Here is a 26,966-nt window from a genome sequence, read left to right as displayed (position 1 = left end):
CGACGAAGCGGGCCCCGCACCCGATCTGGGTGCGGGGCCCGCTCACGCGTGACCGTGTGTGCGGGTCAGCGGCGCACACCGAGGGTGTCGGAGCCGTCGCCGTCCCAGTCACCGACGAACACCTCGTCGGAGACCCGGCCGTAGCGGACCTCGCGGTCGGCCCATCCGCCGGTCAGCGAGTTCGACACCAGGTACTGGTTACCGCGACGCACCGCGAACGAATCCACGCCGTTGCCGTCCCAGTCACCCACCAGCACCGTGTCGCTCGCCCGGCCGTAGGTCAGCTGCACGTCCGCGTTCCCACCGGCCAGCGAGTTCGCCAGGAAGTAGGCGTTCCCGCGACGCACACCGAAGGTGTCCGTCCCGTTGCCGTCCCAGTCACCCACCAGGACCGTGTCGGTGCTAAGGCCGTACGTCAGCTCCGTGTCCGCGTTGCCGCCCGCGAGCGAGTTCGACACGAAGTAGGCGTTGCCACGACGCACGGCCAGGGTGTCCACGCCGTCGCCGTCCCAGTCACCCACGAGCACGGTGTCGCTCGCGCGGCCGTAGGTCAGCTCCACGTCCGCGTTGCCCCCGTACAGGGTGTTGGACAGGAAGTAGCTGTTGCCCCGACGCACAGCAAGCGTGTCGGAGCCGTCGCCGTCCCAGTCACCGACCAGGACGTCGTCACCGGGGCGGCCGAAGGAGAACTCGTGGTCCGCCCAGATGTCCCAGCCGTCGTTGAGGTAGAACCCACGACCCGGCGTCGGCGGGACCGGCTCCGGCTCCGGCTCCGGCTCGACCGGCGCCTCGGTGAGCTCGAAGGCCCGGCCGATGGATCCGACGTAGGAGCTGCGCGTGAGCGTGACCTCGCGGACGTCCTCGGCGTCGAACTCGTAGCCCTCCGGAGCCGCGACCACCTGGACCGAGTACGTACCGAACTCCAGCTCCGAGAGCCGCACGACACCGTCGTTCGGGTTGGTGTCCAGCTCACCGCCGTCGACCACCTCGATCGCCGTACCGTCCGGCGCGGTGAACAGGAACGTCGCACCGGCGAGCAGCGCACCGTCCTCGTCCCGAGCCATCGCGGTCACCGTCCCGTTCCCGGGCAGCACCCACGGCTCGAACGCCTGCTCCTCACCGGTCACCTCGATGGTGAACGGCTCCGGCGCACGCCAGGCGTCGGGCACCCGCAGCGCCTCGACCTCGTACTCACCGGCCGGCAGGCCCGTGAACGTCGTGACACCGAACTCGTCGTCGGTGTCCTGCAGGTTGGCGATGTCCTGGCTGTAGTAGTTGTTGTCGTTGACGACGAACACCGACTCCGGGTCGTTGACGTCCGTGAACTGCCACGTCGTGAAGTTCACCCACTGTCCGTCCACGTCGTCGACATCGATCGTCACCGGACCCGGAACGGCCTGGGTCAGGGTGAAGCCGCCGGCGAACCTGTTCGGGGTACCGGAGTCGATCGTGACCTCGAGGGTCTCCTCCGGGTCGAACGCGTAGCCCGGGGCGTCGACGATCGAGACCTGGTACGTGCCCAGCTCCAGCTCACCGGCACGGACCGTGCCCACGGCCGGCGCCAGGTCCTCCTCGGACCCGTCGACGACGTCGATCTCCGTTCCGTCGGCAGCCGTGAATCGGAACGTCACGCCCTCGATCGGCTCCTCGTCCTGGTCCTGCACCCACACCGCGATGCGGCCGTTACCGGGCATGAGGAACTCGCCGAGGTCCTGCTCGTCGCCGGTGACCGTCACCGAGAACGGCTCCGGTGCACGCCACGGCGAGGCCACAGAGGTGTTCTCCACCGTGTACTCACCGGCCGAGATCCCGGACACGGTGACCTGACTGCGCTCGTCGTCGATGTCCTCCAGGTCCGCAGCCCGAGCGTTGTTGTCCGCCACCGTGAACGTGGCGCCTTCGGCGTCCGTGAACTGCCACACCGTGTTGGAGATCGTGTACCCCGAGGAGTCCGCCACCGAGAAGCTCACCGGGCCCGGCACCACCGGGGCGGCCGCGAGCGTGAACGAACCGGCCATACGGTGCGGCGTGCCCGGCGACAGCGGAACCGTCAGGGACGCCTCCTCGTCGAGTTCGAAGCCGTCCGGCACCTCGACGAGCTCGATCGTCCAGTCCACCAGCTCCAGGCCGCCCACGCTCACGCGGCCCTCGACGTCGGAGGTGTCCTGCTCGGACCCGTCCGCGATCTCGAAGGTCTCGCCCTCGGCACTGGTGAAGCGGTAGGTGACACCCGGGACGAGCTCGCCGTCCTCGTCGTACGCGAACACCGAGGTCGAACCGTTGCCGAGCATGACGAACGGCTCCAGCGACTGCTCCTCGCCCGTGATCGTCACCGAGATCGGCTCCGGCGCGCGGTAGCCCGAGGAACCGGGCGACTGGTTGGTCACCGTGTAGTCGCCGGCCGGCAGACCGTTGACCACGATCGACCCGAACGCGGAGTCCTCGTCGACAAGCGTCTCGACGCCGTCCTCACCGGTGGACCGGTTGTTGTCCGCGACGTAGAACGACGCGCCGTCCTCCGACTCGAACAACCAGCCCGTCGAACCCACCACACCGTCCTGCCGGTTGACCACCGTGAGCGACAGCGGACCCGGGTCGGCCGGAGGCTCGGCGTCGAGGGGGATGTCGAGGCCGACGATGCCCGGGTTGTGGTCGGAGGACCGGAACGGGGAGACCTCGTGGAAGTTCGTCACGTTGTAGTTGTGCCGGCTGTACTCGAGCGCGAGCGGCTCGTTGGCGTTGATCTCCCAGATCGTCGAGCCCGTGAAGAGCTCGAGCGCAGCCTCGTTGGCGAGGATGTGGTCGAGCGACCCGTCCATGCCGTCGAAGTTGTAGCTGTGCGCGCCCGAGCGGTCGAACTCCGTGAGGTTCGTGTACCCCGCGTCGTAGAAGACCTGCATGGGGTCCTCGGCCGAGTAGGCGTTGAAGTCACCGGCCTGCAGGACGGGCTGGTCGGCGCCCCAGTTCCCCTCGGTCCACTCGACGAGGGCCTCGGCCTGCGCGATGCGGTCCGGGTTGGCGTTGCCCTGGCCCGTGCCGTCGTCGGTGCCGGAGCCCTTGGACTTGAAGTGGTTCGCGGTGACGACGAAGGTCGTCTCCGAGAGCTCCTCGTCCGCGCCGACCGCGGCGAACTCCTGCGCGAGCGGCTCGCGCGCGTTGCCGAACGCGTCGCTGTCGGTGAGGATCAGCGACTCGCCGACGGGCGAGATCGTGTCGACCCGGTAGATGAAGGCCGTACGGATGACGTCCTCGTCCGCGGGGAGCTCGGCGGGCGACTCGACGTAGCCCCACGTGCCGGCGCCGGCGTCCTCGTTGAGCGCCTCGGTCAGCGTGGCGAGGGCCGCGTCGCGGTCCTGACCGAACTCGGCCGAGTTCTCGATCTCCTCGAGCGCGACGACGTCGGCGTCGAGGGTGTTGATCGCGTCGACGATCTTCTCCTCCTGGCGGGCGAACGCCTCGCTGGACCAGGCCCCGCGGACGTCGCACCAGTCGGCCGTGGTCGGGTTGCCCTCACGGTCGGGGTAGAAGTCGCAGTTCTCCTCGTCCTCGCCGAGGGTGGAGAAGTAGTTGAGGACGTTGAACGAGGCGACCTGGATGTTGCCGCCGACCTCCGCCGGGGCGGCGTGCTCGGCGCGGTCGTTCTCGAACTCGAGCCAGTCGGTGTAGTTCTCGCCGCTGGCGCGGGTGGTGGGCTGGAAGCTCCATGCGCTGTCGCCGTTCTGGACGCGGCGGAAGTCGACGATCACCGGGGCCTCGAACGTCGCGGCTGCGCCGGTCCGCAGGGGCGCGTCGGGCGTGACGTACGGCAGCGGGATCTCGTGGTCGTCGAAGTCGAAGTTGATGAGGTTAAAGCTCGACCCGTCGTTGAGCACGACGCCGCGGGCGGCGTTGTCGGCCTCGACGGCGGCGACGCCCTCGGGGTCCGTCACCGGGTTGGCGACGTCGGTCGGGGTGATGAGCGGGCTGTCGCCGGTGGCGAGGCCGACCTCGCCGTACTGGAGCGTCCAGTAGGTGTTGGTGACGGTGAACTCGTCGGTCGGCAGCATGAGCATGGACTCGTAGAGCTCGCGCTCCGCGTCGGTCTCGGGCCAGGCGATCTCGACCGGCTCGACGTCGGTGAACTCCTCCTCCAGAGGCGTGACGGTCGGCCCGGAGATCTGGGTGAGGCCGAAGTACTCGCCGGCGGTGCCGGAGACCTCGACGAAGTCGCCGATCTCCACGTCGCCGACGACGTCGGGTCCGTAGACGAAGATGCCCGACGAGGCGGTGTGCTCGCTCAGGTCGCCTCCGGTGCCCTCGGTCTGGATGGTGAAGCCGTCGAACCCGCCGGCCGGGTAGACGGCGGTGACGACGCCGCGTGTGGTGACGGCGTCGCCGTCGTACGGGGTCGCGTCGCCGATGCCCTGGATCTGCTCGATCGTCAGGGGCTCGCCCGGCTCGGGGTCCGGATCCGGGTCGGGGTCGGGGTCCGTGCCACCGCCCTCGATCTCCGGGGTCGGGGCGGCCATCTCGAAGTCGGCCGCGTTGTCGTCGGTGTCCGCGTGGCCGTCGCGCTGCCAGGACAGCGGGTCAGTGGTACCACCCTGGTTGGCAGCAGCCCCCGTGCCCTCGAACGTCGTCGCGGTGCCCGTCCCGACGAGGTCGACGATCGCGCCGTCGAGGTCACCGGTCGCCACGCTGCCCTGCGGCAGCGTGACGTTGTCCGTGCCGTCGACGAGGACGATCACCCCGTTGCTCCCGCCCGGGTTGAGCGAGCCGCCGACGTGAAGGTCAGACAGCTCGGAGAGGTCCTGACCGGTCGATCCGTTCGAACCGCCGGAGACCACGAAGTACTCGCCGGGCTCGATCGTGCCCTCGAGCGCGGCGTTGCCGCTCGTGGCACCGGTGCCGGTCGCGGACCGGTACTGCAGCGACATGCCCGACAGGTCGATCGGCTCGCTCGTCGGGTTGTACAGCTCGACGAACTTCTGCTGGTACGGCGCGTTCGCGGACCCACCGCGCGCGTAGTACTCGTTGATGATGACGTCGGAGTCGTCGGGTGCGGCCACCGCGGGCGCCGCGGCGACGGGAACGACGGCGGAGGTCAGACCGAGAGCGACGACAGCGCCCAGCCCCACCCCCCGTCGTCCGGTGATGGGGCGAACAGTCACGTCGTGTTGCTCCTTGCCGGGTGGGGACATGGGCAGGGTGGGCGACCGTCACCGGTGCCCGGACCATCCTCGCCCCGGGCGACCGCCCTGCAGGACCGGTCAGCACACTCGTCGTCGACTGTGCATCTCCCGTTCACCGCGCCTTCGGACGGGAGTGTCGCACACCCTCACGACCCTGACCACCGTCACGTGCGGCGGTCGCTGCGGACGTCGTCGGACGTCCACAGCGCCCGCCGACCCACGTCCGACGCCTCAGCGCCCTGCGTCGGCAGTCGGGTTCTCGCCCAGGAACTGCTCGAAGGAGTCCCAGATGAGCTCGTTCGCATCGATCGCGTCCGTGGGCGTCCCGGCCCAGTCGGTCTCCTCCTCGAACGCCGGCGATCCGGGCCAGACGTGTCCGGCCCCGTCGATGGACCACGAGCGGATCTCGTCGGGGCCCTCGCCGTCGCCGATGGAGGTGAGGGTGACGCCGTCCCCCTGGTCCGTGTCCTCCCGGACCTCGTAGCCGCCGATCTCGGCCCACCGGTCGAGGGCGGCCTCGTGCCCGTAACGCCAGTAGTCGGCGCCGCCCCCGTCGAGCGGGTTCACCGGGTCGTCGGTGCCGACGAACGTGACGATCGGCGTGACCTCGTCCGGCTCGCAGGTGGCGGGGTCGGGCACCCAGCCGTCCTCGCCCTCGACGGGCGCCCCGGAGCGAAGTCCCGTCACGGGCGCGATGGCACGGAACAGGTCCGGGTCGTCGCACGCGGCCTGCGAGATCATCCGGCCCCCGCCGGAGTAGCCGGTCGCGAAGACGTCCTGGGTCGAGGTCCCGTACTCCTCGGCGGACCAGTCGACCAGAGCCTGGAGGAAGGCGATGTCGTCCGGGGCGTCGTCAGGCGCGTCGGTCACGCCGGGGACGTTCCACAGCCGACCGCCGTCCGGGTCCTCGAACCCTCCGTCGGGGAGCACGACGACGTAGCCCTCCGCGTCCGCCGTGCCGGTCGCGGCGGACCACAGAACCTGCTCGGCGCCGTCCGAGCCGGATCCGTGCAGGTTGACCACGAGCGGGAGATCGGCGTCGGGCGTCCAGCCGGACGGCAGGAGCACGACTCCGCTCCTGTCGTGACCGTCGATCTCGGCCGCGAACTCGTGCTGCCCGGGCGCGAGCTCCTCGTCGTCGACGGCGTCTCCCGAGCCGCCGGCCCCGTCCGTCCCGGACTCGCTCTCTCCGGCGTCGTCGTCCGTCGCGGACTCGTCCGTCGCGGTGTCGTCGTCGTTCGCAGCATCGTCGGCACCGCAGGCGGCCACCGTCAGGAGCAGCGTGCCGAGCGCAGCGCCACCGATCACGCGTCGAGGGGTCCTCATGGTTCTCCTTGATCTCGAGGGGAACCGTGACGCTATCCCCGCCGCGACCTGGGAATCTCCGACGATGCCGAGGTCCCACATCGCGAGAACCAGCGGGCGCACCGCACCTTTGACGAGCACGAACGACGACGGGGCCGCCACCCGTAGGTGGCGGCCCCGTGAGGTCCGCTCCGGCGATCTACCGGGGTCCGCTCCGGCAACGTGCCGTGGTCCCCACCCGCTCGCAAGCCACGGACGACCCGCCGGCTCACCCGCCGGCGGGACGGATCAGATCAGGCCTAGCTCCGCGACGGCGTCGCGCTCCTCGACGAGCTCCGCAGCGGTGGCGTCCATCCGGCCGCGGGAGAACTCGTCGATGTCGAGGCCCTCGACGACCTTCCACTCGCCGTTCTCCGACGTCACGGGGAAGGAGTAGACGATGCCCTCGGGCACGCCGTAGTGGGAGCCGTCGGAGTAGATGGCCGCCGACGTCCACGAGCCCGTCACGCCGTTCACCCAGTCGTGCACGTGGTCGATCGCGGCCGACGCGGCCGAGGCCGCCGACGACGCGCCGCGCGCCTCGATGATGGCCGCCCCGCGCTTGGCGACGGTCGGGATGAAGTCGTTCTCGACCCACTCGCGGTCGGCGAGCAGGTCGGTGACGGGCTTGCCGGCGATCGTCGTCTGCGTGAGGTCCGGGTACTGGGTCGAGGAGTGGTTGCCCCAGATCGTCAGCCGGTCGATGTCGCTCACGGCGGCGCCGGTCTTCGAGGCGAGCTGGCTGACGGCCCGGTTGTGGTCCAGGCGGGTCATCGCGGTGAAGCGAGAGGCCGGGACGTCGGGGGCGTTCTTGGCCGCGATGAGCGCGTTGGTGTTGGCCGGGTTACCGACGACGAGGACCCGGACGTCGTCCGCGGCGCCGGCGTTGATCGCCTTGCCCTGGGGGCCGAAGATGCCGCCGTTGGCCGCGAGCAGGTCGCCGCGCTCCATGCCGGCGCCCCGCGGGCGTGCGCCCACGAGCAGGCCGACGTTGGTGCCGTCGAAGGCCTTGACCGGGTCGTCGAAGATGTCGACGCCGGCCAGGAGCGGGAACGCGCCGTCCGCCAGCTCCATCGCGGTGCCCTCGGCCGCCTTGACGGCCTGCGGGATCTCGAGCAGACGCAGGCGCACGGGCGTGTCGGCGCCCAGCAGCTGGCCCGAGGCGATGCGGAAGAGCAGGGCGTAGCCGATCTGGCCGGCGGCGCCCGTGACGGTGACGTTCACGGGGGTGGCGGACATGCAGGACTCCTTCGTCGGGGATGTGCGGACGTGGGCCGGTGGGGCGCCGCCAGGTCGGGTCGCGGCCTGCCGGTGGGTGCCCCGCGCGCCTCCAGGTTAGTGGGCGTGCGGCCGGTCCGGGCCGGGTCGTCCGTCGTCGGCCGCACCGGCGCGGGCCTGCTCCCCGTCGGCACCGGCGACGGACGCGTCCGCCCCGTCCGCACGGGCGTCCTCGGGCTCCGGCTCGGGCCGCGTGACGGTGACGCGGTCGATGCGGCGTCCGTCGAGGGTCCGCACGGTGAGCGTCGCGTCGCCCCAGGCCACGGCGTCGCCCTCGGCCGGCAGACGACCGAGCTCGGACATGATGTAGCCCGCGAGCGTGTCGTAGGGGCCCTCCGGCAGCTCGACATCGAACAGCCGCTGGATCTCTGCGCGGCTGAGCAGCCCGGAGACGTCGTCGGCGCCGGCGCCCTCCACGACCTCCGGCTCCTCACGGTCGTACTCGTCGTGGATCTCGCCGACGAACTCCTCGACGACGTCCTCCATCGTCACGATGCCGTCGGTGCCGCCGTACTCGTCGACGATGACGGCGAAGTGCGCGTGCGTGCGGCGCATCTCGGTGAGCGTCGAGAGGACCTCCTTGCCCGTCGGGAAGTACAGGGTCTCGCGCACGAGGTCCCGCACGAACCGGATCTCGGGGCCGGGGTTGATGAAGTCGCGGACGTGGACGAAGCCGAGGATGTCGTCGTCGTTCTCGCCGCGGACCGGGTAGCGCGAGTGCTCCATCGACCCCACCGTCGCGCGCGCGTCCTCGATCGGGGTGTCGGCGTCGAGGAACTCGACCTCCGTGCGCGGCGTCATCACCTCCTGGACGGACCGCTCCCCCACCGCGAGCAGGTCGGTGACGATCTGGCGCTCCTCGGCGCCGAGCCCCTCGTGGCCGGCGACGATCTGGCGCAGCTCCTCGGCGTCCATCTCCTCCGCGCGGGCGTGCGGGTCGCGGCCCAGGACACGGAGCACGAGGTTGGTGGAGACGTCGAGCAGCCAGATGACGGGGCGCAGGACGAGGGCGATGACGTTGAGCGGCCGGGCCACGATCATCGAGAACTTCTCGGCGCCCTGCATCGCGAGCCGCTTGGGCACCATCTCGCCGAAGACGAGCGACATGTAGGACACGATGAGCGTGATGCCGATGAACGCCGCTGTGCCGGCGACCCGCTCGGAGAGTCCCCAGTCCACGAGGTAGGGGGAGACGTAGGGGGCGATCGTCGACGCGCCGTAGGAGGCCGAGAAGAAGCCCGCGAGCGTGACGCCGACCTGCACCGCGGACAGGAAGGTGTTGGGGTTCTCGGTCAGCTTCGCGACGGTGGCGCCGCTTCCGCCGCGGGCGGCCATCGATCGGACCTGCGACTCACGCAGCGAGACGAGCGCGAACTCCGAGGCCGCGAACACCCCGCCGATGAGGACGAAGACGAGGACGAGCAAGGAGTCCTGAAGTAGCGGGTGCACCCGTCCATTATCGGGTCGGTCGACCGGGCGTGGTGGCGGGCCGCGTGTGGCGCTCCGCTCCGGCGATGGCGGCCGTCGCGCCCGGCCCGGCCGTCAGACCGCGACGGCGTTCCCCCACGGGGCGAGGAAGGCCAGGACGGCCGCCGCACCGAGCAGCGTGGCGAGGTCGATCGCGAGCGCGCGGCCCCCGATGATCTCGCGCGCGCCGAACGCGGCCCGGACCACGGCCATGACGACGAGCATGCCGGCGAGCAGGTAGCAGGCGGTCGGCACGCCGACGACGACGCCGACGAGCACGACGACCGCGACCCAGCCGAGGATCGCGAGTCCGGGGAGGACGGGTGCCCGGTTCGTCGTCACGCGGCGAGGCTACCGTGGGCGGATGCGTCCGCCGGCAGCCCGTCCCGAGCAGGTCGACGTCCTCGTGGCGGGCGGCGGCCTGGCGGGCCTGCGGACGGCGGCCGCCCTGCGGGAGGCGGGCCTGGCCGGGACGGTGCTCCTCGTCGGCGCCGAGGAGGGCGACCCGTACGACCGCACCACCCTGTCGACCCACCTCTTCACACAGGAGGCACCCCCGCTGCTGTCCGCGGGCGGCCTCGGCGACCTCGACGCGCTCGGTGTCCCCCATCGCCGGGCGGCCGTCCGGTCGGTGCGAGACCTGGCGGGCGATGACGCGGCCGGCGATTACACCACCGGAGAGGACGCGGCCGGGAGCACCCCCGGCACGACGCCACGACCGGCGGTCCGCACGACGACCGGTCCCGGGGCGCCCGCCGGCGCCAGGGCCGAGGTCACGCTCGACGACGGCACGGTCGTGCGCGCCCGCGTCGTCGTCGCCGCGACCGGTGCGCGCGCCGTCGCCGCTCCGTGGCCGGGCGCGCGGACCCTGCGGTCGGCCGCCGACGCCACGGGTCTGCGGGCCGCGCTCGCACCCGGAGCGCGGCTCGTCGTCGTCGGCGCGGGCTGGATCGGCGCGGAAGTAGCGGGGGCGGCCGCCGCGGCGGGGGTCCGGGTGACGGTCGTCGAGACCGCCGACGAGCCGCTCGGTCGTGCGCCCCGCGTGCTCGGGCGCCACGTCCGCGGCTGGTTCGAGTCCGCGGGGGTCGAGCTGCTCACCGGGACCGGCGTGTCCACCGTCGCCCTGACGCGCGAGGCCGCCGGACCGGCCGACCCGGCCGCAGCCTCCGACGCCGGACCGGCCGAGGGCCCCGACGCCGGACCGGCCGACCCGGGCGAGCGCGTCGTCACCCTGACGGACGGCCGCGAGGTGCGTGCCGACGTCGTGCTCGCGGCCCTCGGGGCCGTGCCGGAGACGGACTGGCTGGCCGGCGCCGCCCCGCTCGCCCCGACCGGTCACGTGCGGGTCGACGCCCTGGGGCGGGCCCTGGACGGGCCGCCGTGGCTGTGGGCGGTCGGGGACGCCGCGGCGACCGTCCGTCCCGACGGCCGCACGGAGCCGGGTGCCCACTGGGAGGGAGCGCTGCACCACCCGACGGCGCTCGCGGCGGGCGTCCTCGGCCTCGATGCCCCACCACCGCCGGCGTCCTACGTCTTCTCGGAGATGTTCGGGCACGACGTCGCGGTCCTCGGCGACCCGGCCGGACCGCCCACCGTGGAACGGTCGGACGACGCCGGGGTCACCTGGCTGTGGACCGACGACGCCGGCCGGCTGGTCGGTGCCGCCACGGCCGACCACCCCCGCGACGTGCCGCCGCTGCGCCGCGCGCTGGCGGGCGGGGGCCGGCCCAACCTCGACGCCGCCGTCGCGGCGGACCCGTCCCGGCGGCTGCGCGACGCGATCGCGCGCCGCTGACCGCGCACCGGGCCGGGCCCGGCTCAGTGGGCGAAGTGGCGGGTGCCCGTGAGGTACATCGTCACGCCGGCGGCCTGCGCGGCCGCGGTGACCTCGTCGTCGCGGATCGAGCCGCCCGGGTGCACGACGGCGCGGACGCCGGCGTCGAGGAGCACCTGCAGCCCGTCGGCGAACGGGAAGAACGCGTCGGACGCGGCGACCGCGCCGCGCGCACGCTCGGGCCGCGCGGCCGCACCGGTGGCCTGCGCGCCGCCCGCGGAGTCGACGTCCGAGCTCACCTCGACCCCGAGCGTGTTCGCGCGCTCGACGGCGAGCCGGCAGGAGTCCACGCGGTTGACCTGGCCCATGCCCACGCCCACGGTCGCGCCGGCGTGCGCGAGCAGCACCGCGTTCGAGCGCACGGACCGCACGGACCGCCACGCGAACTCCAGGTCCGCGAGCGTGGCTGCGTCGGCCGGCTCGCCCGCCACGTGGGTCCAGGCCTCCACGGCGTCGCCGGGGGCGTCGACCGCGTCGCGGGCCTGGACGAGCGCACCGCCGGTGACGGGTCGGATCTCCGTGCCGTCGCGCGGCGCCGGGGTCACCGTGAGGACGCGGAGGTTCTTCCGCGTGGACAGCACCTCGACGGCCTCCGGCTCGATCTCCGGTGCGACGAGCACCTCGGTGAACACGCCCTTCATGGCCCGGGCCATCGCGGCGGTCACGGGCCGGTTCACGGCGATGACGCCGCCGTAGGCCGAGACCGGGTCGCAGGCGTGCGCGGCGCGGTAGGCGTCCTCGACGTCCTGACCGACCGCGATTCCGCACGGGTTGGCGTGCTTGATGATCGCCACCGCGGGCCGCTCGTGGTCGAGTGCGGCGCGCAGGGCGGCGTCGGCGTCGACGTAGTTGTTGTAGCTCATCGCCTTGCCCTGCAGCTGGGTCGCTCCCGCGATACCGTCGACGGCACCCGCGGGGGCGTACAGGGCGGCGGCCTGGTGCGGGTTCTCGCCGTAGCGCAGGGTGGCGCGCCGCTCGAGCGCCAGCCCCACGAAGGCCGGTGCCTGCGCGACGGGGGCGTCGGCGTCATAGCCGGTCGACGCGGTCTCGGCCTTCCCGACCTGCTCGGCGAACCATGAGGCGACGGCCGAGTCGTAGGAGGCGGTGTGGGCGAAGGCGTCGGCGGCGAGCGCCCGCCGCTCGGCGAACGTGAACCCGCCGGCGTCCAGCGCGGCGACGACCTCGCCGTACCGGCCCGGGTCGACGACGACCGCGACCGAGGGGTGGTTCTTCGCCGCGGCGCGCACCATCGTGGGTCCGCCGATGTCGATCTGCTCGACCGCGGCGTCGTACCCGGCACCGGAGGCGACGGTCTGCGCGAACGGGTAGAGGTTGACGACGACGAGGTCGAACGGCTCGATGCCGAGCTCGTCGAGCTGCTCGCGGTGCGCGGGCAGCCGACGGTCGGCCAGGACTCCGGCGTGGACGTTCGGGTGCAGCGTCTTGACCCGTCCGTCGAGGCACTCGGGGAACCCGGTGACGGCCTCGACGGGGGTGACGGGGATACCGGCGTCGGCGATGAGGGCGGCGGTCGAGCCCGTGGAGACGATCTCCACGCGCGCCTCCGCGAGCGCCCGGGCGAGGTCCTCCAGGCCGGTCTTGTCGTAGACGGAGACGAGCGCGCGACGGACCTGGTGGCGGTCCGCGGCGGCCCGGACGGAGCGCTCGGGGCCCGTCCCGGGTGCGGTGCTCGTGGACGGGGCGTCGGCGTCGGGCGCGGCGTCGGTGTTCGGCTGGACGGTCACGGGGTCCTCCTCGGGTCGGCGGTCCCGGGCGCGGCGGGCGCCCGGCCCCGGCGCCCAGGCGAGCGGCGCGGTGAGGGGTGCGTCGGTCGCTCCCCGGTGGTCACCCACCTCGTTCGCCAGTCGCGACCGGTGGCCAGTCTACGGCTCGCTCCCGCGGCGCACGGCGCGCCGTCAGGACGTGGGACGCGCCTCCGGGAGCGCGAGCTCGCCCCGGGCGAGCCGGGTGAGGACGTCGACGAGCATGTCCCGCTCCTCGATCTTGATGCGCTCGTGGAGCGTCGCCTCCGTGTCGTCCTGCTCGATCCGCACGGCCCGTTGGTCGACGATCGGTCCGGTGTCGACCCCGGCGTCGACCACGTGGCAGGTACAGCCGGTGACGCGCACCCCATGGGCGAGGGCGTCCCGCACCCCGTGGGCGCCGGGAAAGGCGGGCAGGAGCGCGGGGTGCGTGTTGAGCACGGTGCCGGCGGCCAGCACGGCCGGGCCGAGGATCTTCATGAACCCCGCGCTCACGACCACGTCCGGCGACCAGGTGGTGATCTCTTCCGCGAGCCGGGCGTCCCAGGCCCCGCGGTCCGGGTGGTCCCCGAGGGCGACGACGAACGTCGGCACGCCCGCCCGCCGGGCGCGCTGCTCGCCGAGCGTTCCCGGCCGGTCCGCGCCGACGGCGACCACGTCGATCGGCGCCCCGCCCGCAGCGGCGTCGAGGACGGCCTGGAGGAGCGTCCCCGATCCGGAGACGAGCACGACGAGGCGCAGCCGCTGCGCGGCGGAGGTGGTCACGACGACCAACGGTAGACGTCGAAGAGGTGACAATGGGTCGGTGACGACGCCACCGACCGGACGGACGCCCGCCCCGACGAGCGACCCGGGGCCGTCCGGGTCCGCGGAGGAGGAGCGTGCCACGCAGCTGGCCCGCTGGTCGACGGCGGCCAGCGTCCTGGTCATCGGCAGCGCCCTGGGCACCCTGGTCGTCACCCGCTTCCCGCAGAGCATCGGGCTGGGGGTGCTCGCGCTCATGGGCCTCGCCGCCGCGGTCTACGCGCGTCGGTTCCGCGCACCGACGGCGGGTGCGGGACCGGCCGGGCCAGTCGGCGGCCAGGGCAGCCGCGGTGCAAAGGGCGGCAGTGGTGGCCGGGCCGGCGCCGCTGACGCACCCGAGGACCGCCCGGGACCCACCCTCGAGCAGCGCCGTGCGCGCTCGACCGTCGTGACGATCGTCATCGGCTCGATCGTCGCGGCGCTCCACCTGCTGCCCGCGCTCGCCTGGAACATCCAGCTCGACCACCAGGAGTGCCTCGACGGCGCCGTGACGAACCAGGGGCGGGACGCCTGCGCCAACGAGCTCGACGACCGGCTGCGGGACATGCTCCCCATCGGCTGAGGGACGCTCCGGAGCCACCGACCCCGGTCCCGCCGTCCCACGTCCCGGACACCGCTCCTCGCCGTCAGCGCCCGCTCCGCCGCGCCGTTAGCGTCGCGGGCATGACGCAGCCGAGCACCAGGACCATCCACGCGGGCCAGTCCCCCGACCCGGCGACGGGCGCGGTGAGCAGGCCGCTCCACCTCTCCTCGACCTTCCGCCACGACTCCGTGGGTGTCCTGCGGGCGGGCTACGAGTACACCCGCACCGGCAACCCGACGCGGGACGCGCTGCAGGAGACGCTCACCGAGCTCGAGGGCGGCGCGGGGGCGTTCACGTTCGCCAGCGGGATGGCCGCCGAGGACGCCGTGCTGCGGACGCTGACGGGCCCCGGGGCGCACGTCCTGCTCGGCGACGACGCGTACGCCGGGACGCACCGGCTCATCGAGTCGACCTTCGGCCCGTGGGGCGTCACGCTGTCCACGGTCGACCTGTCCGACGTCGACGCCGTGCGGGCGGCCGTCGCGCACACCCCGCCGCGGGTCGTCTGGATCGAGACCCCGAGCAACCCGCTGCTGCGGATCGTCGACGTCGCCGCGGTCGCCGAGATCGCCCACGCGGCCGGGGCGGTCGTCGTCGTCGACAACACCTTCGCCACGCCCTACCTCCAGCAGCCGATCGCCCTGGGGGCCGACCTCGTCGTGCACTCGCTGACCAAGTACCTGGGCGGGCACTCCGACGTCGTGGGCGGCGCGGTGGTCCTCGCCGACGACACGTGGCGCGAGGCCCTGGCCGACCTGCAGAACGGGGCGGGCACCGGCCTGTCCCCGTTCGACTCCTGGCTGGTCAGCCGCGGGATCAAGACGCTCGCCGTGCGGATGGACCGGCACTGTACGAACGCCGCGAGGGTCGCCGAGGCCCTCGCGGACCACGCGCTCGTCACCGAGGTCGCCTACCCCGGCCTCACCACCCATCCCGGGCACGACGTCGCCGCCCGCCAGATGTCCGGGTTCGGCGGCATGGTCTCGGTCCGCCTGACCGACGCCGAGGCGGCGCGCACCTTCGTCGAGTCCACCGAGCTGTTCACGCTCGCCGAGTCGCTCGGCGGGGTGGAGTCGCTCATCGAGCACCCGGCGACGATGACGCACCTCGCCGCCGTCGGCACGCCCCTGCAGGTGCCGGACGACCTCGTGCGGATCTCCGTCGGCATCGAGGACGCCGGGGACCTGGTCGAGGACCTCCTCCGGGCGCTCGACCGCGCACGCACCTCGGCCGACCGGCAGGTCACCGCCACCGCCTGACTACGCCGCCTGACCGACGCCGGGGGCGGTCAGCCCCACGGGTCCGAGGCCGCGGCGCCGTCAGCGCGTCGAGCCCGAGGCCGCGGCGCCGTGCGCTCGACCGCCGCGGGACCGCGAGGAGCTCGCCATGGAGCCCGTCACCGACCAGCGGCCGGCGCTCGTCGACGAGGTGGTGCGGGTCGTGGATGTGGCGCTCGTCGACGAGGTGGTGCGCGTCGACGACGTCCGCGACCGGTTCGAGCGGGCCGAGGAGGACTGCGTCGAGGTCGTGCCGGCGCCGCTCCCGGCACCGGTCGACCTCGCCACGCTCTCCCCCGCCGCACCCGCGCTCGCCGAGTCCGTCGTGCTCGCTGCGCCCTGCGTAGCGGCCGCGCCCTTCTCACCCCGCGGACCCTTCTCGCTCCGCGGACCCTTCGTAGACGTCCCTGCTGTGGCGGCCCCGGACCCCGCGTCAGCGTCGTCCGTGCCCTCCGTACCTCCCGTGCGCCCCCGCACGGAGCGGACACCGCCGGCGATCCCGGCGCGGACGAGGGGGTGGAGAAGGACTGTGGTGAGGAGGGCGCCGAGCGCGACCCCTGCGGTCACGAGGCCGGCGAGCACGAGGGCGTCGGGGCCGAGGTCGGCCATCCGCCCCGAGCCGATGCCGCCCGACGACGCCAGTGCGGCCACGAGGGTCGCGCTTCCCACGATCAGGGCGGCGCCGAGCGCGCCGGCGACGGCGTCGACGAGGCGGTGGGCGTGGCCGGGCCGGCTCGTCCACCAGGCCCCGACGGCGCCCGCGACGACGACCAGCAGCACGGGCCAGGCGCCCAGCGGTGACGGCGACTCCGGCAGCGCGCCGAGGAGCGGGATGCCCGGGACGGCGCCGAGCTCGACACCGCCGGGCGCGACCGAGGTCCCGGCGCCGACGGCGAAGCCCGGACCCGCGATGTAGGACAGCGCCCACACCCCCAGGGTCGGCAGGTACGCGAGCTGGCCGAGCACGAGCACGGTGGCCCCGACGACCCCGGCGTCGAAGGACTCGTGGAGGGCGAGGACCCGGTCGGCGTGCAGCGCGAGCGCGGCCACCGACGCGAGCAGGCCGAGGCAGACGAGCACGGCGAGCGTCGCGGCCGCACCGCGCAGGGCGCGGACACCGACCAGGAGGCTGCGGTACCCGAACCGGTCGCTCGGGGCGGCCGCGGCGTCGTCGGCGATGACGTCCCTGGTCCGAGCCCCGGTGCGCCACCACGACCACAGGCCACCGGCCGCGGCCACGAGGGCGGACCCGAGCGCGAGGCGCAGGTGGTCGACGTCGAACGGCGAGAGGAGGCTGACGCCCTGCACGAGGACGACGTAGCCGACGCCGACGACGACGTGGGTCGCGCCGACCAGGACGTGGCGCCGGGCGGTGGCCATGACGAGCGCGGCGAGGACCGCGCTGAGGCCGAGCGGCACGAGCGAGAGCGTCCCGGCCGGTGCGCCGTGGCCGAGCAGCCAGGCGGCCGAGCCCACGCCGAGCGCGGACTGCCACGTCGTCTCCCCCAGCGCCGGCGAGGCGGCCGTGGCCACGTAGGCGGCGATCGCGGGGACCACGCAGACCAGCCAGCCCAGCAGCGCCGCCTCGAGGGCGGCGACGAGCGCGCGCAGCCAGCCCTCGGGCAGGAGCGACCGGCGGCCGGTGCCGGTCGCCGCGGGTCGGGTCGTCGTGGCGGTCATCGGGGACATGGTCGCGCCGATCGTCGCCCGAGAGCGGGAGCCACGCCCGGGTGTCGGTGCTCACCGCGGGCCGCGGCCCGCGCCCCTCGGCACCCGGCACCCGGCACCCGACACTGCGCAAGCCCGACGACGACATACGCCCCCGGGCGACCAGATGGTCGCCCGGGGGCGTACGTCCGTGCAGCACCGGGCCGCGGGTGCGGGCCCGACGTCGGGTCAGGCCTTCGCCGCGAGGATCTCCTTGGCGAGGTTCGCCGTCTCCGTGGGGGTCTTGCCCACGCGGACGCCGGCGGCCTCGAGGGCCTCCTGCTTGGCCGCGGCCGTGCCGGCGGAGCCGGAGACGATGGCGCCGGCGTGGCCCATCGTCTTGCCCTCGGGGGCGGTGAAGCCGGCGACGTATCCGACGACCGGCTTGGTGACGTTGTCCTTGATGAACGCCGCCGCCCGCTCCTCGGCGTCGCCGCCGATCTCGCCGATCATGACGATGAGGTCGGTGTCCGGGTCGGCCTCGAACTCGCGCAGGGCGTCGATGTGCGTGGTGCCGATGACCGGGTCACCGCCGATGCCGATGGCCGTGGAGAAGCCGATGTCGGACAGCTCGTACATCATCTGGTAGGTCAGCGTGCCCGACTTCGAGACCAGGCCGATGCGGCCGGGACCGGTGATGTCCGGCGGGGTGATGCCCACGTTGGACTGGCCGGGCGTGATGATCCCGGGGCAGTTCGGGCCAATGAGGCGCACGCCCTTGGTCTGCGCGTAGGTGAAGAACTCGGCGGAGTCCTTGACCGGGATGCCCTCGGTGATGATGACGACCAGCTCGACGCCGGCGTCGACGGCCTCGACGACGGCGCCCTTGGCGAACGCCGGCGGGACGAAGATGACCGACACGTTCGCGCCGGTGGCCTCCCTGGCCTCGGCGACCGTACCGAACACGGGGACGGACACCGCCCCGCCGGTGCGCTCCTCGGCGCCCGGGCCGATCGGCGTCACGTCGAAGTCGACGGTGGTGCCGGCCTTGCGCGGGTTGGTTCCGCCGACGACGTTCGTGCCGGCGGCGAGCATGCGGCCGGTGTGCTTGGTGCCCTCGGAGCCCGTGATGCCCTGGACGATGACCTTGGAGTCGCGGTTGAGAAAGATCGACATGGTGGTGGGTCCCGTTCCTTACTTCGCTGCCGCGAGCTCGGCGGCCTTGGCCGCGCCGCCGTCCATGGTGTCCGCCTGGGTGACCAGGGGGTGGTTCGCCTCGGCGAGGATCGCCCGGCCCTGCTCGACGTTGTTGCCGTCGAGCCGCACGACGAGCGGCTTGGTGGCCTGGTCGCCGATGATCTCGAGCGCCTGGACGATGCCGCGGGCGACCTCGTCGCAGGCGGTGATGCCGCCGAAGACGTTGACGAAGACCGAGCGGACCTGCGTATCGCCGAGGATGACGTCGAGGCCGTCGGCCATGATCTGGGCCGAGGCGCCGCCGCCGATGTCGAGGAAGTTCGCCGGTCCGACCCCGTGCGTCTCGCCCGCGTAGGCCACGACGTCGAGCGTGGACATCACGAGGCCCGCGCCGTTGCCGATGATGCCGACCGAGCCGTCGAGCTTGACGTAGTTGAGCCCCTTGGCCTTGGCCTTGGCCTCGAGCGGGTCCTCCGACGCCGCGTCGACCAGCGCCTCGTGGTCCTCGTGGCGGAAGGAGGCGTTGTCGTCGAGGGAGACCTTGCCGTCGAGGGCGATGATGTCGCCGTCGGGGGTGCGCACGAGGGGGTTGACCTCCACGAGCGTGGCGTCCTCCTCGCGGTAGACGGTCCACAGCCGCTGGATCGCGTCAGCGACCTTCGGGGCGACGTCGTCGGAGAACCCGGCGGCGGCGACGATCTCGTCGGCCTTGGCCTTGTCGATGCCGACGACCGGGTCGACGGGGACGCGGGCGAGGGCCTCGGGACGCTCGACGGCGAGCTGCTCGATCTCCATGCCGCCCTCGACGGACGCCATGGCGAGGTAGCGGCGCTCGGAGCGGTCGAGGAGGACGGAGAAGTAGTACTCGGTGTCGATGTCCGCGCCGGCGGCGACGAGCACCTTGCGGGCGGTGTGGCCCTTGATGTCCATGCCGAGGATGGCCTGGGCGTGCTGCTCGGCCTCGTCGGCGGAGCGGGCGAGCTTGACGCCGCCGGCCTTGCCGCGACCGCCGATCTTCACCTGTGCCTTGATGACCGCGAGCTCGCCACCGAGCTCCTCGTAGGCGGCGCGCGCCTCGGCCGGGGTCGAGGCGACGATGCCCGGCAGCACGGGGACGCCGTGCTTCTCGAACATGTCGCGCGCCTGATACTCGAAGAGGTCCACCCGATGGTTCCTTCCCTCGCTCGTTGGCGGTGTCTCGACTCCGGGACACCGCTGGGAGCGTAGCGCGGGACCTAGGTCCCGGCCGGACCGTCTCAGGGTGTGCCAGACCACGTTCCACGGCGGATTCCCGCGGTTTCCGGCAATCGTGGCCAAGTCTTGGGACGACCGTGGCGGGGCGTTGTCCTATCCCTGGCCGTGGCGCTCGGCGATCTCCTCGAACGCAGCCGTCAGCGTGTGCGTGTACTCGTGGGCACCGTCGATGTCGGGGTGGATGTTGTCCGCCTGCAGCGCGCCGGGGTTCGCCGTCGCGGTGGCGTTCCAGTCCGCGATCGCCACGTTGTCCCGGCCCTCGGCGAGGCGCTCGAGCTCCTCGTTCGCGGCGGGGATCCACGACGACGCGCCGTAGAGGTTGACGAGCACGACGGGCCGGTCGGGGCCCAGCGCGTCGAGGATCCGCTCGGGGATGCTCGGGTCGGGCACGCCGCCGTTGGTCCCGTAGTGGACGACGACGGCGCGGCGCACCGTGCCGGCCTCGATCGCGGCGTCGACGACGGCCTCCCCCGCCGGCCACTGGTCGTTCGACAGGGCACTGACGTGGACGCCCGGGTAGTAGTACTCCAGGGCGTCGAGCGTCGTGACGACCATCGAGTCGCCGAACACGGACAGCTCGTCGCCCGTGGGCACCGAGAAGTCGGCGTCGGAGTCGACGGGGTCGGTCTCCTCCGCAGGCTCCTCGTCCGACGGGGCCGCCTCGCCGGACCCCTCCTCACCAGGGCTCTCCGAACCGGAGTTCTCCTCGCCGGCCCCCTCCTCGGCCTCCGGCGGCTGCTCCCCCGGCACGGCGTCCTCGCCGCCCGACGGCGCCTCTCCCGCGGCCCCCTGCGCCTCCTCGGCGGCGGCGAGCTCCTCGGCGCGCTGCTGGGCCAGGCGGTCCTCGTTGGTCTCGATCTGGGCGGCCGTGTCGGTCTGGTCGGGCGCGGTGGCGACGGCCACCCCGGTCCCGGCCACGAGCAGGAGCCCGAGCGCGCCGGCCATGCGGGCGGGCGCTGCGGCGGCGGGGCGGAAACCCGTGATGGCGGCGAGCCAGGAGCGCAGCGTGGCGCGGATGCCGTTGCGGCGCACGGGCTGCTCGAGCCACTCGTAGGAAGCGGCGGACACCCCGAGAGTGACGACGAGCGCGGCGAGCCGCAGGACGGTCCGTGCGGCGGAGCCCTCGGCAGTCGGCACGAGCGCGTCGAGGACGATGACGACCGGCCAGTGCCAGAGGTAGATGCCGTACGAGCGCTCGCCCAGCCAGCGCAGCGGCGCGAGCTCCATGACGGCGGTGAACCAGGTGCGCGGGCCGAGGAGCGCGGCCACGAGCAGCGCCGCGGCGAGCGAGGCGGCGAACAGGCCGCCGCGGAACGTCCACACGGAGTCGAACGCCATGAATGTCGAGAGCAGGAGCAGCACCGCGAGGCCGACGAACGGCACGACCGGTCGCGCTCGCTGCCACGCGGGCGCGGTGAGCGGCCCGCGGGAGTCCTGCGCGACGAACGCCAGCGCGATCCCGAGCATGAGGCCGAACAGGTGGGTGTCGGTGCCGTAGTAGACGCGCGTCGGGTCGGCGCCGGGGGTGACGAGGACGGCCATGAGGACGCCCGAGGCCACGGCCACGGCGATCGCGACGGCGGCGAGGGCCCGCGGCGCGCGGACGAGCTTGACGAGCGGCAGCGCGAGCAGCGGCCAGAGGAGATAGAACTGCTCCTCGACGGCGAGGGACCAGAAGTTGACGAACAGCTGGGGCGCGGTCTGGTCGGCGTAGGAGGAGCCCGCCGCGATCTCCAGCCAGTTCGAGGAGAACGTCAGGGCGCCGAGCACCTGCCGCCCGATGTTGACCATGAGGTCGCGCTCGACGAGGGCCGCCACCGGCACGGTGACGACGACGACGAGCGCGAGGGCGGGCAGCAGGCGTCTGGCCCGCCGCCGCCAGAATCCGGGCAGGTCGATCCGGCCCGAGCGCCCGATCTCGCGCAGCAGCAGGGTCGTGATGAGGAAGCCGGACAGGACGAAGAACAGGTCGACGCCGATGAACCCGCCGCGGGAGAGCGCCGGGAAGAGATGGAACACGAGCACGGCGCCGACGGCGAGCGCCCGGATGCCGTCCAGGCCCGGGATGCGTCCCGAGCGGACGATGTCGCGGGCCGAGGAGCCCCCGCGGGGCGGGCCGGTTCGTGCGGTCGGGCCGCGCTGCACACCGACCGGGCCGCCTGGCCGCTGACGGTCGTCCATCGCCTCACCCACCTGTTGCTCGCTGCACCGGCGCTCTCCGGTGCCACGTCGTCCGCGCACACGCTATGACTCAGTTCTGCCCTGTGGGAGGTCGACGCGCGGGCAGACATCCCCGCACTTCGCCCGCCCGTTCCCGCAGGTCACACCAGCCACAGACGCACCACGAGCACCGTGGTCAGGGCCTCTCGGAGCAGCATCCGGGCACGGGCTCACCCGTTCACGCCGGGTGTCCTCGCGAGGTCCCCGGCCGTGCCGGACACGTCAGAGCTTGGTCACCGGCGCGTAGCGCAGGAGCAGCCGCTTGACCTGGCCGCCGCCGAAGTCGACCTTGGCGACCGCGGACGGGCCGGGATTCTCCAGCGAGACGACGGTCCCGAGCCCGTAGGCGTCGTGCGTGACGCGATCGCCCGGGCTCAGGGACGGGACCTCGACGTCGGGCCGCGGGGTCGCGGACCCGAAGCGCGCCTCGCCGTCCTTGCGGACGTTCTCGCCGGGCTTCCACGGCCCCGGGGAGGCACCTCCCCGGGGCGGCCGCGCCGGGCGTGGGGGCTCGGCGCGGGAGATCCGCACGCCCGAGGCCCAGGTGCGGCCGTCGGCGCCGCGGCCGGAGCCACGGATCGCGTCGGTCGAGGACTGCTCGCGGCGCCACTCGACGAGCTCGGGCGGGATGTCGGAGACGAACCGCGACTCCGGCATCTCCTGGGGCAGGCCGAACGCCGTGCGCACCGCCGCCCGGGAGAGGTAGAGGCGCTCGCGCGCGCGGGTGAGCGCGACGTAGGCGAGGCGGCGCTCCTCGGCGATCTGGTCGGACTCCCCCAGGGAGCGCTGGTGCGGGAACGTGCCGTCCTCGAGACCGGTGACGAACACGACCGGGAACTCCAGGCCCTTGGCGGTGTGGACGGTCATGAGGGTGACGACGCCCTCGTCCCCCGCGCGGCCGGGGATCTGGTCGGCGTCGGCGACGAGGGCGACCCGCTCGAGGAAGTCCCCCAGGGTGGCCTCGGGGTCGGCCTCGGCGAACTCCTGGGCCACGGCGTGCAGCTCGGCGAGGTTCTCCACCCGGCCGGCGTCCTGCGGGTCCTCCGAGGCGCGCAGCTCGGCGAGGTAGCCGGACCGGTCCAGGGCGGCGTCGAGGATCTCTGCGGGGGTCGAGCCGGCGTCGAGCATCTCGCGCAGGCCGCTCATCAGCTCGTGGAAGCCGCCCACGGCGGTGCGGCTGCGGGTGGCCAGGCCGAGCACCTCGGGGGTCGTCCGGCCGTCGACGCTCGCCCCCGGCGTGCCGGCGGCGTCGGCGATCGCCTGGCCGAACGAGACGCGCTCCCGCGCCGCGTGCCGCTCGAGCATCTGCTCGGCCCTGTCGCCGAGCCCTCGCCGGGGGACGTTCATGATGCGCCGCAGGTTCGCCTCGTCGTCGGGGTTGGCGACGGCCCGCAGGTAGGCGACGGCGTCCTTGATCTCGCGCCGCTCGTAGAAGCGCGTCCCCCCGACGACGACGTACGGGACGCCCGCCCGCACCAGCATCTCCTCCAGCGCCCGGGACTGGGCGTTGGTCCGGTAGAAGATCGCCATGTCGCCGTAGCGCAGCGCGCGCTCGCCCGGCCCGGGCCCACCGGTGGTGGCGCCCTCGTCGTCCCGCAGCCGGTCGACCTCCTCGACGACGAACCGCGCCTCCTCGTGCTCGCTGTCCGCGACGTAGCCGACGATGCGCGGGCCCGAGCCGGAGTCGGTCCACAGGTTCTTCGGGCGCCGCCCCGGGTTGGGGGTGATAACCGCGTTGGCCGCGGTGAGGATGTTCTGGGTCGAGCGGTAGTTCTGCTCGAGCAGGATCGTGCGGGCGTCCGGGTAGTCGGCCTCGAACTCGAGGATGTTGCGGATCGTGGCGCCGCGGAAGGCGTAGATCGACTGGTCGGCGTCGCCGACGACGGTGAGCTCGGCGTGCGGCACCGCCTGCCCGGGGCCCGTCGGCGCGCCGGCGTCCTCGGTGCCGCCGGACAGCTCGCGGACGAGGACGTACTGGGCGTGGTTCGTGTCCTGGTACTCGTCGACGAGCACGTGCCGGAACCGGCGGTGGTAGTGCTCGGCGATCGCCGGGAACGCCTGGAGCAGGTGGACCGTGCGCATGATGAGGTCGTCGAAGTCCATCGCGCTGGCCTGGCGCAGCCGCGCGTCGTAGCCCCGGTAGACCTGGGAGACGACCTCGTCGAGCTCCTGGCCGGAGCCCATCACCGATGACGCGTGGTCGTCGGGATCGATCAGCTCGTTCTTGAGGTCGGAGATCTTGCGGGCGAGGAGCTTCGCGGGGAAACGCTTGAGGTCGACGTCGAGCTCGCGCCCGACCAGCGTGATGAGCCGCTGGCTGTCCGCCGAGTCGTAGATGGAGAACGAGGAGCGCATCCCGAGCGCCTCGTGCTCGCGGCGCAGGATCCGCACGCAGGCGGAGTGGAAGGTGGAGACCCACATGCGCTGTGCGGAGGCGCCGACGAGGTCCTCGACGCGTTCGCGCATCTCCGCGGCGGCCTTGTTCGTAAAGGTGATCGCGAGGATCTCGCCCGGGCGGGCACGACCGGTGGCGAGCAGGTGGGCGACGCGGTGCGTGAGCACCCGGGTCTTGCCCGAGCCGGCGCCCGCGACGATGAGCAGCGGGCTGCCGGCGTGCGCGACGGCCTCGCGCTGCTGCGGATTGAGCCCCACGAGCAGGGACTCGGCGCGCTCGTCGTCGCTCGCCCCGGCCGCCGCGGCGCGGGCCGCGTCACGCTCCGCCCTGGTCGGGAGCTGCGCCCCCGAGCCCGCCGTCGGCAGGCCGGCGAACGGGTCGGCCTGCGCGGGCAGCGAGTCCGACGGGCCCGGGTCCTCCTCGGGGGGCGCCTCGGGCGGTACCCAGTCGTCCTCGTCGGGGCGCGGGGCGAGGGTCGCGGGAAGGGCCGTGGTACGGCCCGGGCGCGCGGGGAGGTCGAGTCCGTCGAACAGGGTGCTCATCGTCGGTCCAGGTTAGCCGCGCCCGCCGACACCCTGGCGCCGGCCTGTGGACGGGGACGCGCGCAGGTGGGGCATCGGCACGAGACACGTGCCGACGCCCCGTCTGATCAGGCGAGTGTCGGCACGCCAGGCGCGTCCGTGACGAACCACGGGTCGAGGAGGATCGTCTCCGACGCCGCCCTCCTCAGCCGGCGCGACAGCGACCAGCTCCACGCCGCGACCCGCACCGGAAGGCCTCGCCGCACGAGGCGCCCGACGGGGTCGGCGAAGATGCCGTCACCGGAGACCAGGACGAGCTCGTCGAACCGCTCGGGCAGGCCCTCGTCGAGCACCTCGAGGAGTGCTCGGTCGGCGCCGTCGGGACCGGTCCCGATCCGGAGGCGAGCGCCCGACCATGCGGTACGGGCGTTGAAGACGCCGGTCACGTCGGTCGCGACGACGACCTGCTCATGCTCACCGACGCCCACCTGGGACTCGATGATCGCGCGCCCGGTACGGGCGAGCTGCGGGGTGGAGACGCCGCCGCGTACGACGTTCTCGAGGTCGACGAGAACGAGGCGGCGACGATCGGCGCGGACGCCGGACCGTGCGGGGCTGGGGGTGGACGGGGCCATGAGTGTCGTTGTCATGGGCCAAGATTCGCCTCGAGACCGCCTTCTGAGGGACCTCTGATCGGCCTGGAGCCACACCGCCGATTGGCCCGTCCAGCCGGACCGATCGACGGGCCTCGTCCGGGCCGTTCACCGACCGGGCCGGACGGCGCACCTACTCCTCCAACCGGACCACGTGCTCACCCGTGGTGGGCTCGAACCGTTCCGTGCCGCCGACGAGACGGACGTGGTCCGGCATCCTCTCCTCGGACGCGTCGAAGACGAGGTCCCGGAATACCGTCTGCCCTGGATTGACGTGCTGGGTGCGCGGCATGGCTCGCCCCTCGCCGGCGATCTCGGCCAGCGCCTCGTCGCCCAGCCAGTCGGGTTCGACCGTGCCGTACCAACCGCCCACGCGGTCCACCAGCACGCTGTTGACGAGACCGATCTCCTGCGGGCCGTCGGTGGGGTTGGAGATCGCGACGGTGACGACCGTGACCTTGCGCGCGTAGCCCGGCCCGTCCTCCTCGTCGGCGTAGTCGCGCATGACGACCTGGGTCCCCAGGAGGACGTCGTCGACATCCGTCACCCGCACCTCGAGCTCCCCGATCTCGACGGTGTCGTCGAGGCCAGGGGCGTCGTCGTCGGCCGTGCCCAGCCGTCCGGGCACGTCGTTGGTGCTGGCGAACCCGACGATCACCTGGACGAGGAACACGGCGAGCAGCACCGCGGCCGCGATCGCGAGGACCTTCTGAGGACGCGTCATGGACCTGCGACCCACGCTCTCCTCCGCGCCGCTCATCGCAGCTCCACGAGGACGTCACCGGTCGCGCCCGACGTGAGGTGCGCCGGGACCCAGAGTGCGTCCGGGACGGCGTCGGCGGGCAGGTCGACGACCAGCCGCCCGGACGTCCGTCCTCCGGCGTCGACCGTCACGTCGCCGCCCATCAGCCACGCGTGCTCGCTCAGCTGCTCGTCGGAGGCGACCGCCGCGTACCGGCGCCCCTCCTCATCGACGACGCGGAGCCGGCCCGAGTCGAGGTGGAGCGGGATCTGGTCCGAGTCCGACTCGACGACGACCCGGGGGACGACGTACCGACCGTCGGTCTCGCGGAAACCGCGCGGCGCGGGGGCGCCGACCTCGACCTCGTCGACGCGCAGCGTCCCGGCGGAGCCGGGCGTCGCCGAGGTTCCGCCCCGCAACTGCGCACCGACCGGAACCGGCTCTCCGAGGCCGACGGTCCCGGCGTCACCGTCGGGGCCGCCGCCCTGGCCGAAGGCCGGCCAGCCGTCGAACCACAGGTAGACGTTGGCGGCGACGAGCGCGACGACGAGCACCACGAGCAGCCGCGTCCGTCCCGGGTGCCGGTCGCGGTCACCGGTGGCCCCGTTCCTCGGTCTCTCCTGGTCGGCGTCGCCCGACATGCCCCTCACCCTCCGTCCCTCGCACCCGCGTCGGCGCGCCGTCCGCCCGAGGGTCTCAGCCGACCGGTCACGCGCACACCGGTCCCGACGGGGCCTTCTGCCCGGTCGCAGGTCGCGGCGGCGCGCCGACGAGCAGCGGGGAACCATGAGGGACGGCGGCCCGACGGCGGAGGGT

General features: G+C 73.4%; 18 protein-coding genes and 1 riboswitch. Of the genes, 3 read left to right on the top strand and 15 right to left on the bottom strand.

Annotation, left to right across the window (positions count from 1 at the left end):
* Positions 1-65: 65 nt before the first annotated feature.
* The 5 genes from ACZLKG_RS06730 to ACZLKG_RS06710 all read right to left on the bottom strand — a co-directional run bounded on the left by ACZLKG_RS06730 (position 66) and on the right by ACZLKG_RS06710 (position 9,602).
* The gene (locus tag ACZLKG_RS06730) at positions 66-5,150 is read right to left on the bottom strand and encodes an ExeM/NucH family extracellular endonuclease (protein ID WP_425708250.1); all 5,085 of its coding nucleotides are present in this window, start codon (positions 5,148-5,150) and stop codon (positions 66-68) included.
* A 252-nt stretch (positions 5,151-5,402) separates the two neighbouring features.
* Positions 5,403-6,497 (bottom strand): CE1 family esterase, encoded by a 1,095-nt coding sequence (locus ACZLKG_RS06725; protein ID WP_463648287.1) that lies wholly within the window; start codon positions 6,495-6,497, stop codon positions 5,403-5,405.
* A 267-nt stretch (positions 6,498-6,764) separates the two neighbouring features.
* On the bottom strand, positions 6,765-7,754 hold the full coding sequence (locus ACZLKG_RS06720; RefSeq protein WP_463648286.1) for a malate dehydrogenase: 990 nt from the start codon (positions 7,752-7,754) through the stop codon (positions 6,765-6,767).
* Between the two features lie 96 nt (positions 7,755-7,850).
* Positions 7,851-9,242, bottom strand: coding sequence for a hemolysin family protein (locus ACZLKG_RS06715; protein WP_463648285.1), 1,392 nt, complete (start codon positions 9,240-9,242; stop codon positions 7,851-7,853).
* Between the two features lie 93 nt (positions 9,243-9,335).
* The gene (locus tag ACZLKG_RS06710) at positions 9,336-9,602 is read right to left on the bottom strand and encodes a hypothetical protein (RefSeq protein ID WP_425708254.1); all 267 of its coding nucleotides are present in this window, start codon (positions 9,600-9,602) and stop codon (positions 9,336-9,338) included.
* Positions 9,603-9,624: 22 nt separating this feature from the next.
* On the opposite strand from ACZLKG_RS06710, the gene ACZLKG_RS06705 reads away from it, so the two are divergent.
* Positions 9,625-11,055, top strand: coding sequence for an FAD-dependent oxidoreductase (locus ACZLKG_RS06705; RefSeq protein ID WP_463648284.1), 1,431 nt, complete (start codon positions 9,625-9,627; stop codon positions 11,053-11,055).
* A gap of 23 nt (positions 11,056-11,078) precedes the next feature.
* Here the strand turns inward: ACZLKG_RS06705 and purH are convergent, their stop codons facing one another.
* Together purH and purN are read right to left on the bottom strand one after the other, a co-directional pair.
* A complete protein-coding gene (gene purH, locus ACZLKG_RS06700; RefSeq protein WP_463648283.1) occupies positions 11,079-12,839 on the bottom strand; it encodes a bifunctional phosphoribosylaminoimidazolecarboxamide formyltransferase/IMP cyclohydrolase in 1,761 nt (586 codons plus the stop codon).
* A gap of 45 nt (positions 12,840-12,884) precedes the next feature.
* Positions 12,885-12,973, bottom strand: a riboswitch (ZMP/ZTP riboswitch).
* Between the two features lie 37 nt (positions 12,974-13,010).
* Positions 13,011-13,622: a phosphoribosylglycinamide formyltransferase gene (purN, locus tag ACZLKG_RS06695; RefSeq protein ID WP_463648282.1), complete on the bottom strand. Its 612-nt coding sequence runs from the start codon at positions 13,620-13,622 to the stop codon at positions 13,011-13,013.
* A 40-nt stretch (positions 13,623-13,662) separates the two neighbouring features.
* On the opposite strand from purN, the gene ACZLKG_RS06690 reads away from it, so the two are divergent.
* Both ACZLKG_RS06690 and ACZLKG_RS06685 read left to right on the top strand, forming a co-directional pair.
* On the top strand, positions 13,663-14,223 hold the full coding sequence (locus ACZLKG_RS06690) for a hypothetical protein (protein WP_463648281.1): 561 nt from the start codon (positions 13,663-13,665) through the stop codon (positions 14,221-14,223).
* A 101-nt stretch (positions 14,224-14,324) separates the two neighbouring features.
* Positions 14,325-15,503: a cystathionine gamma-synthase gene (locus ACZLKG_RS06685; RefSeq protein WP_425708258.1), complete on the top strand. Its 1,179-nt coding sequence runs from the start codon at positions 14,325-14,327 to the stop codon at positions 15,501-15,503.
* 60 nt (positions 15,504-15,563) lie between these two features.
* On the opposite strand, the gene ACZLKG_RS06680 is transcribed toward ACZLKG_RS06685, so the two are convergent.
* The 8 genes from ACZLKG_RS06680 to ACZLKG_RS06645 all read right to left on the bottom strand — a co-directional run bounded on the left by ACZLKG_RS06680 (position 15,564) and on the right by ACZLKG_RS06645 (position 26,791).
* On the bottom strand, positions 15,564-17,201 hold the full coding sequence (locus ACZLKG_RS06680; RefSeq protein WP_463648280.1) for a cell division protein PerM: 1,638 nt from the start codon (positions 17,199-17,201) through the stop codon (positions 15,564-15,566).
* Between the two features lie 216 nt (positions 17,202-17,417).
* A complete protein-coding gene (gene sucD, locus ACZLKG_RS06675; protein ID WP_463648279.1) occupies positions 17,418-18,344 on the bottom strand; it encodes a succinate--CoA ligase subunit alpha in 927 nt (308 codons plus the stop codon).
* An 18-nt stretch (positions 18,345-18,362) separates the two neighbouring features.
* Positions 18,363-19,529: an ADP-forming succinate--CoA ligase subunit beta gene (sucC, locus tag ACZLKG_RS06670; protein WP_425708261.1), complete on the bottom strand. Its 1,167-nt coding sequence runs from the start codon at positions 19,527-19,529 to the stop codon at positions 18,363-18,365.
* A gap of 183 nt (positions 19,530-19,712) precedes the next feature.
* A complete protein-coding gene (locus ACZLKG_RS06665) occupies positions 19,713-21,800 on the bottom strand; it encodes an acyltransferase family protein (protein ID WP_463648278.1) in 2,088 nt (695 codons plus the stop codon).
* 261 nt (positions 21,801-22,061) lie between these two features.
* The gene (locus ACZLKG_RS06660; RefSeq protein ID WP_463648277.1) at positions 22,062-24,776 is read right to left on the bottom strand and encodes a UvrD-helicase domain-containing protein; all 2,715 of its coding nucleotides are present in this window, start codon (positions 24,774-24,776) and stop codon (positions 22,062-22,064) included.
* A 107-nt stretch (positions 24,777-24,883) separates the two neighbouring features.
* Positions 24,884-25,405: an NYN domain-containing protein gene (locus ACZLKG_RS06655; RefSeq protein WP_425708264.1), complete on the bottom strand. Its 522-nt coding sequence runs from the start codon at positions 25,403-25,405 to the stop codon at positions 24,884-24,886.
* A 136-nt stretch (positions 25,406-25,541) separates the two neighbouring features.
* Complete coding sequence (locus tag ACZLKG_RS06650) at positions 25,542-26,132, bottom strand: hypothetical protein (RefSeq protein WP_425708265.1); 591 nt, start codon at positions 26,130-26,132, stop codon at positions 25,542-25,544.
* Between the two features lie 32 nt (positions 26,133-26,164).
* Positions 26,165-26,791: a hypothetical protein gene (locus ACZLKG_RS06645; protein WP_463648276.1), complete on the bottom strand. Its 627-nt coding sequence runs from the start codon at positions 26,789-26,791 to the stop codon at positions 26,165-26,167.
* Between the last annotated feature and the right edge of the window lie 175 nt (positions 26,792-26,966).

Source organism: Georgenia sp. Z2081, from assembly GCF_055326445.1.
Note: the sequence above shows the minus strand (reverse complement) of the source record. Positions and strands in the feature narration are given on the sequence as shown.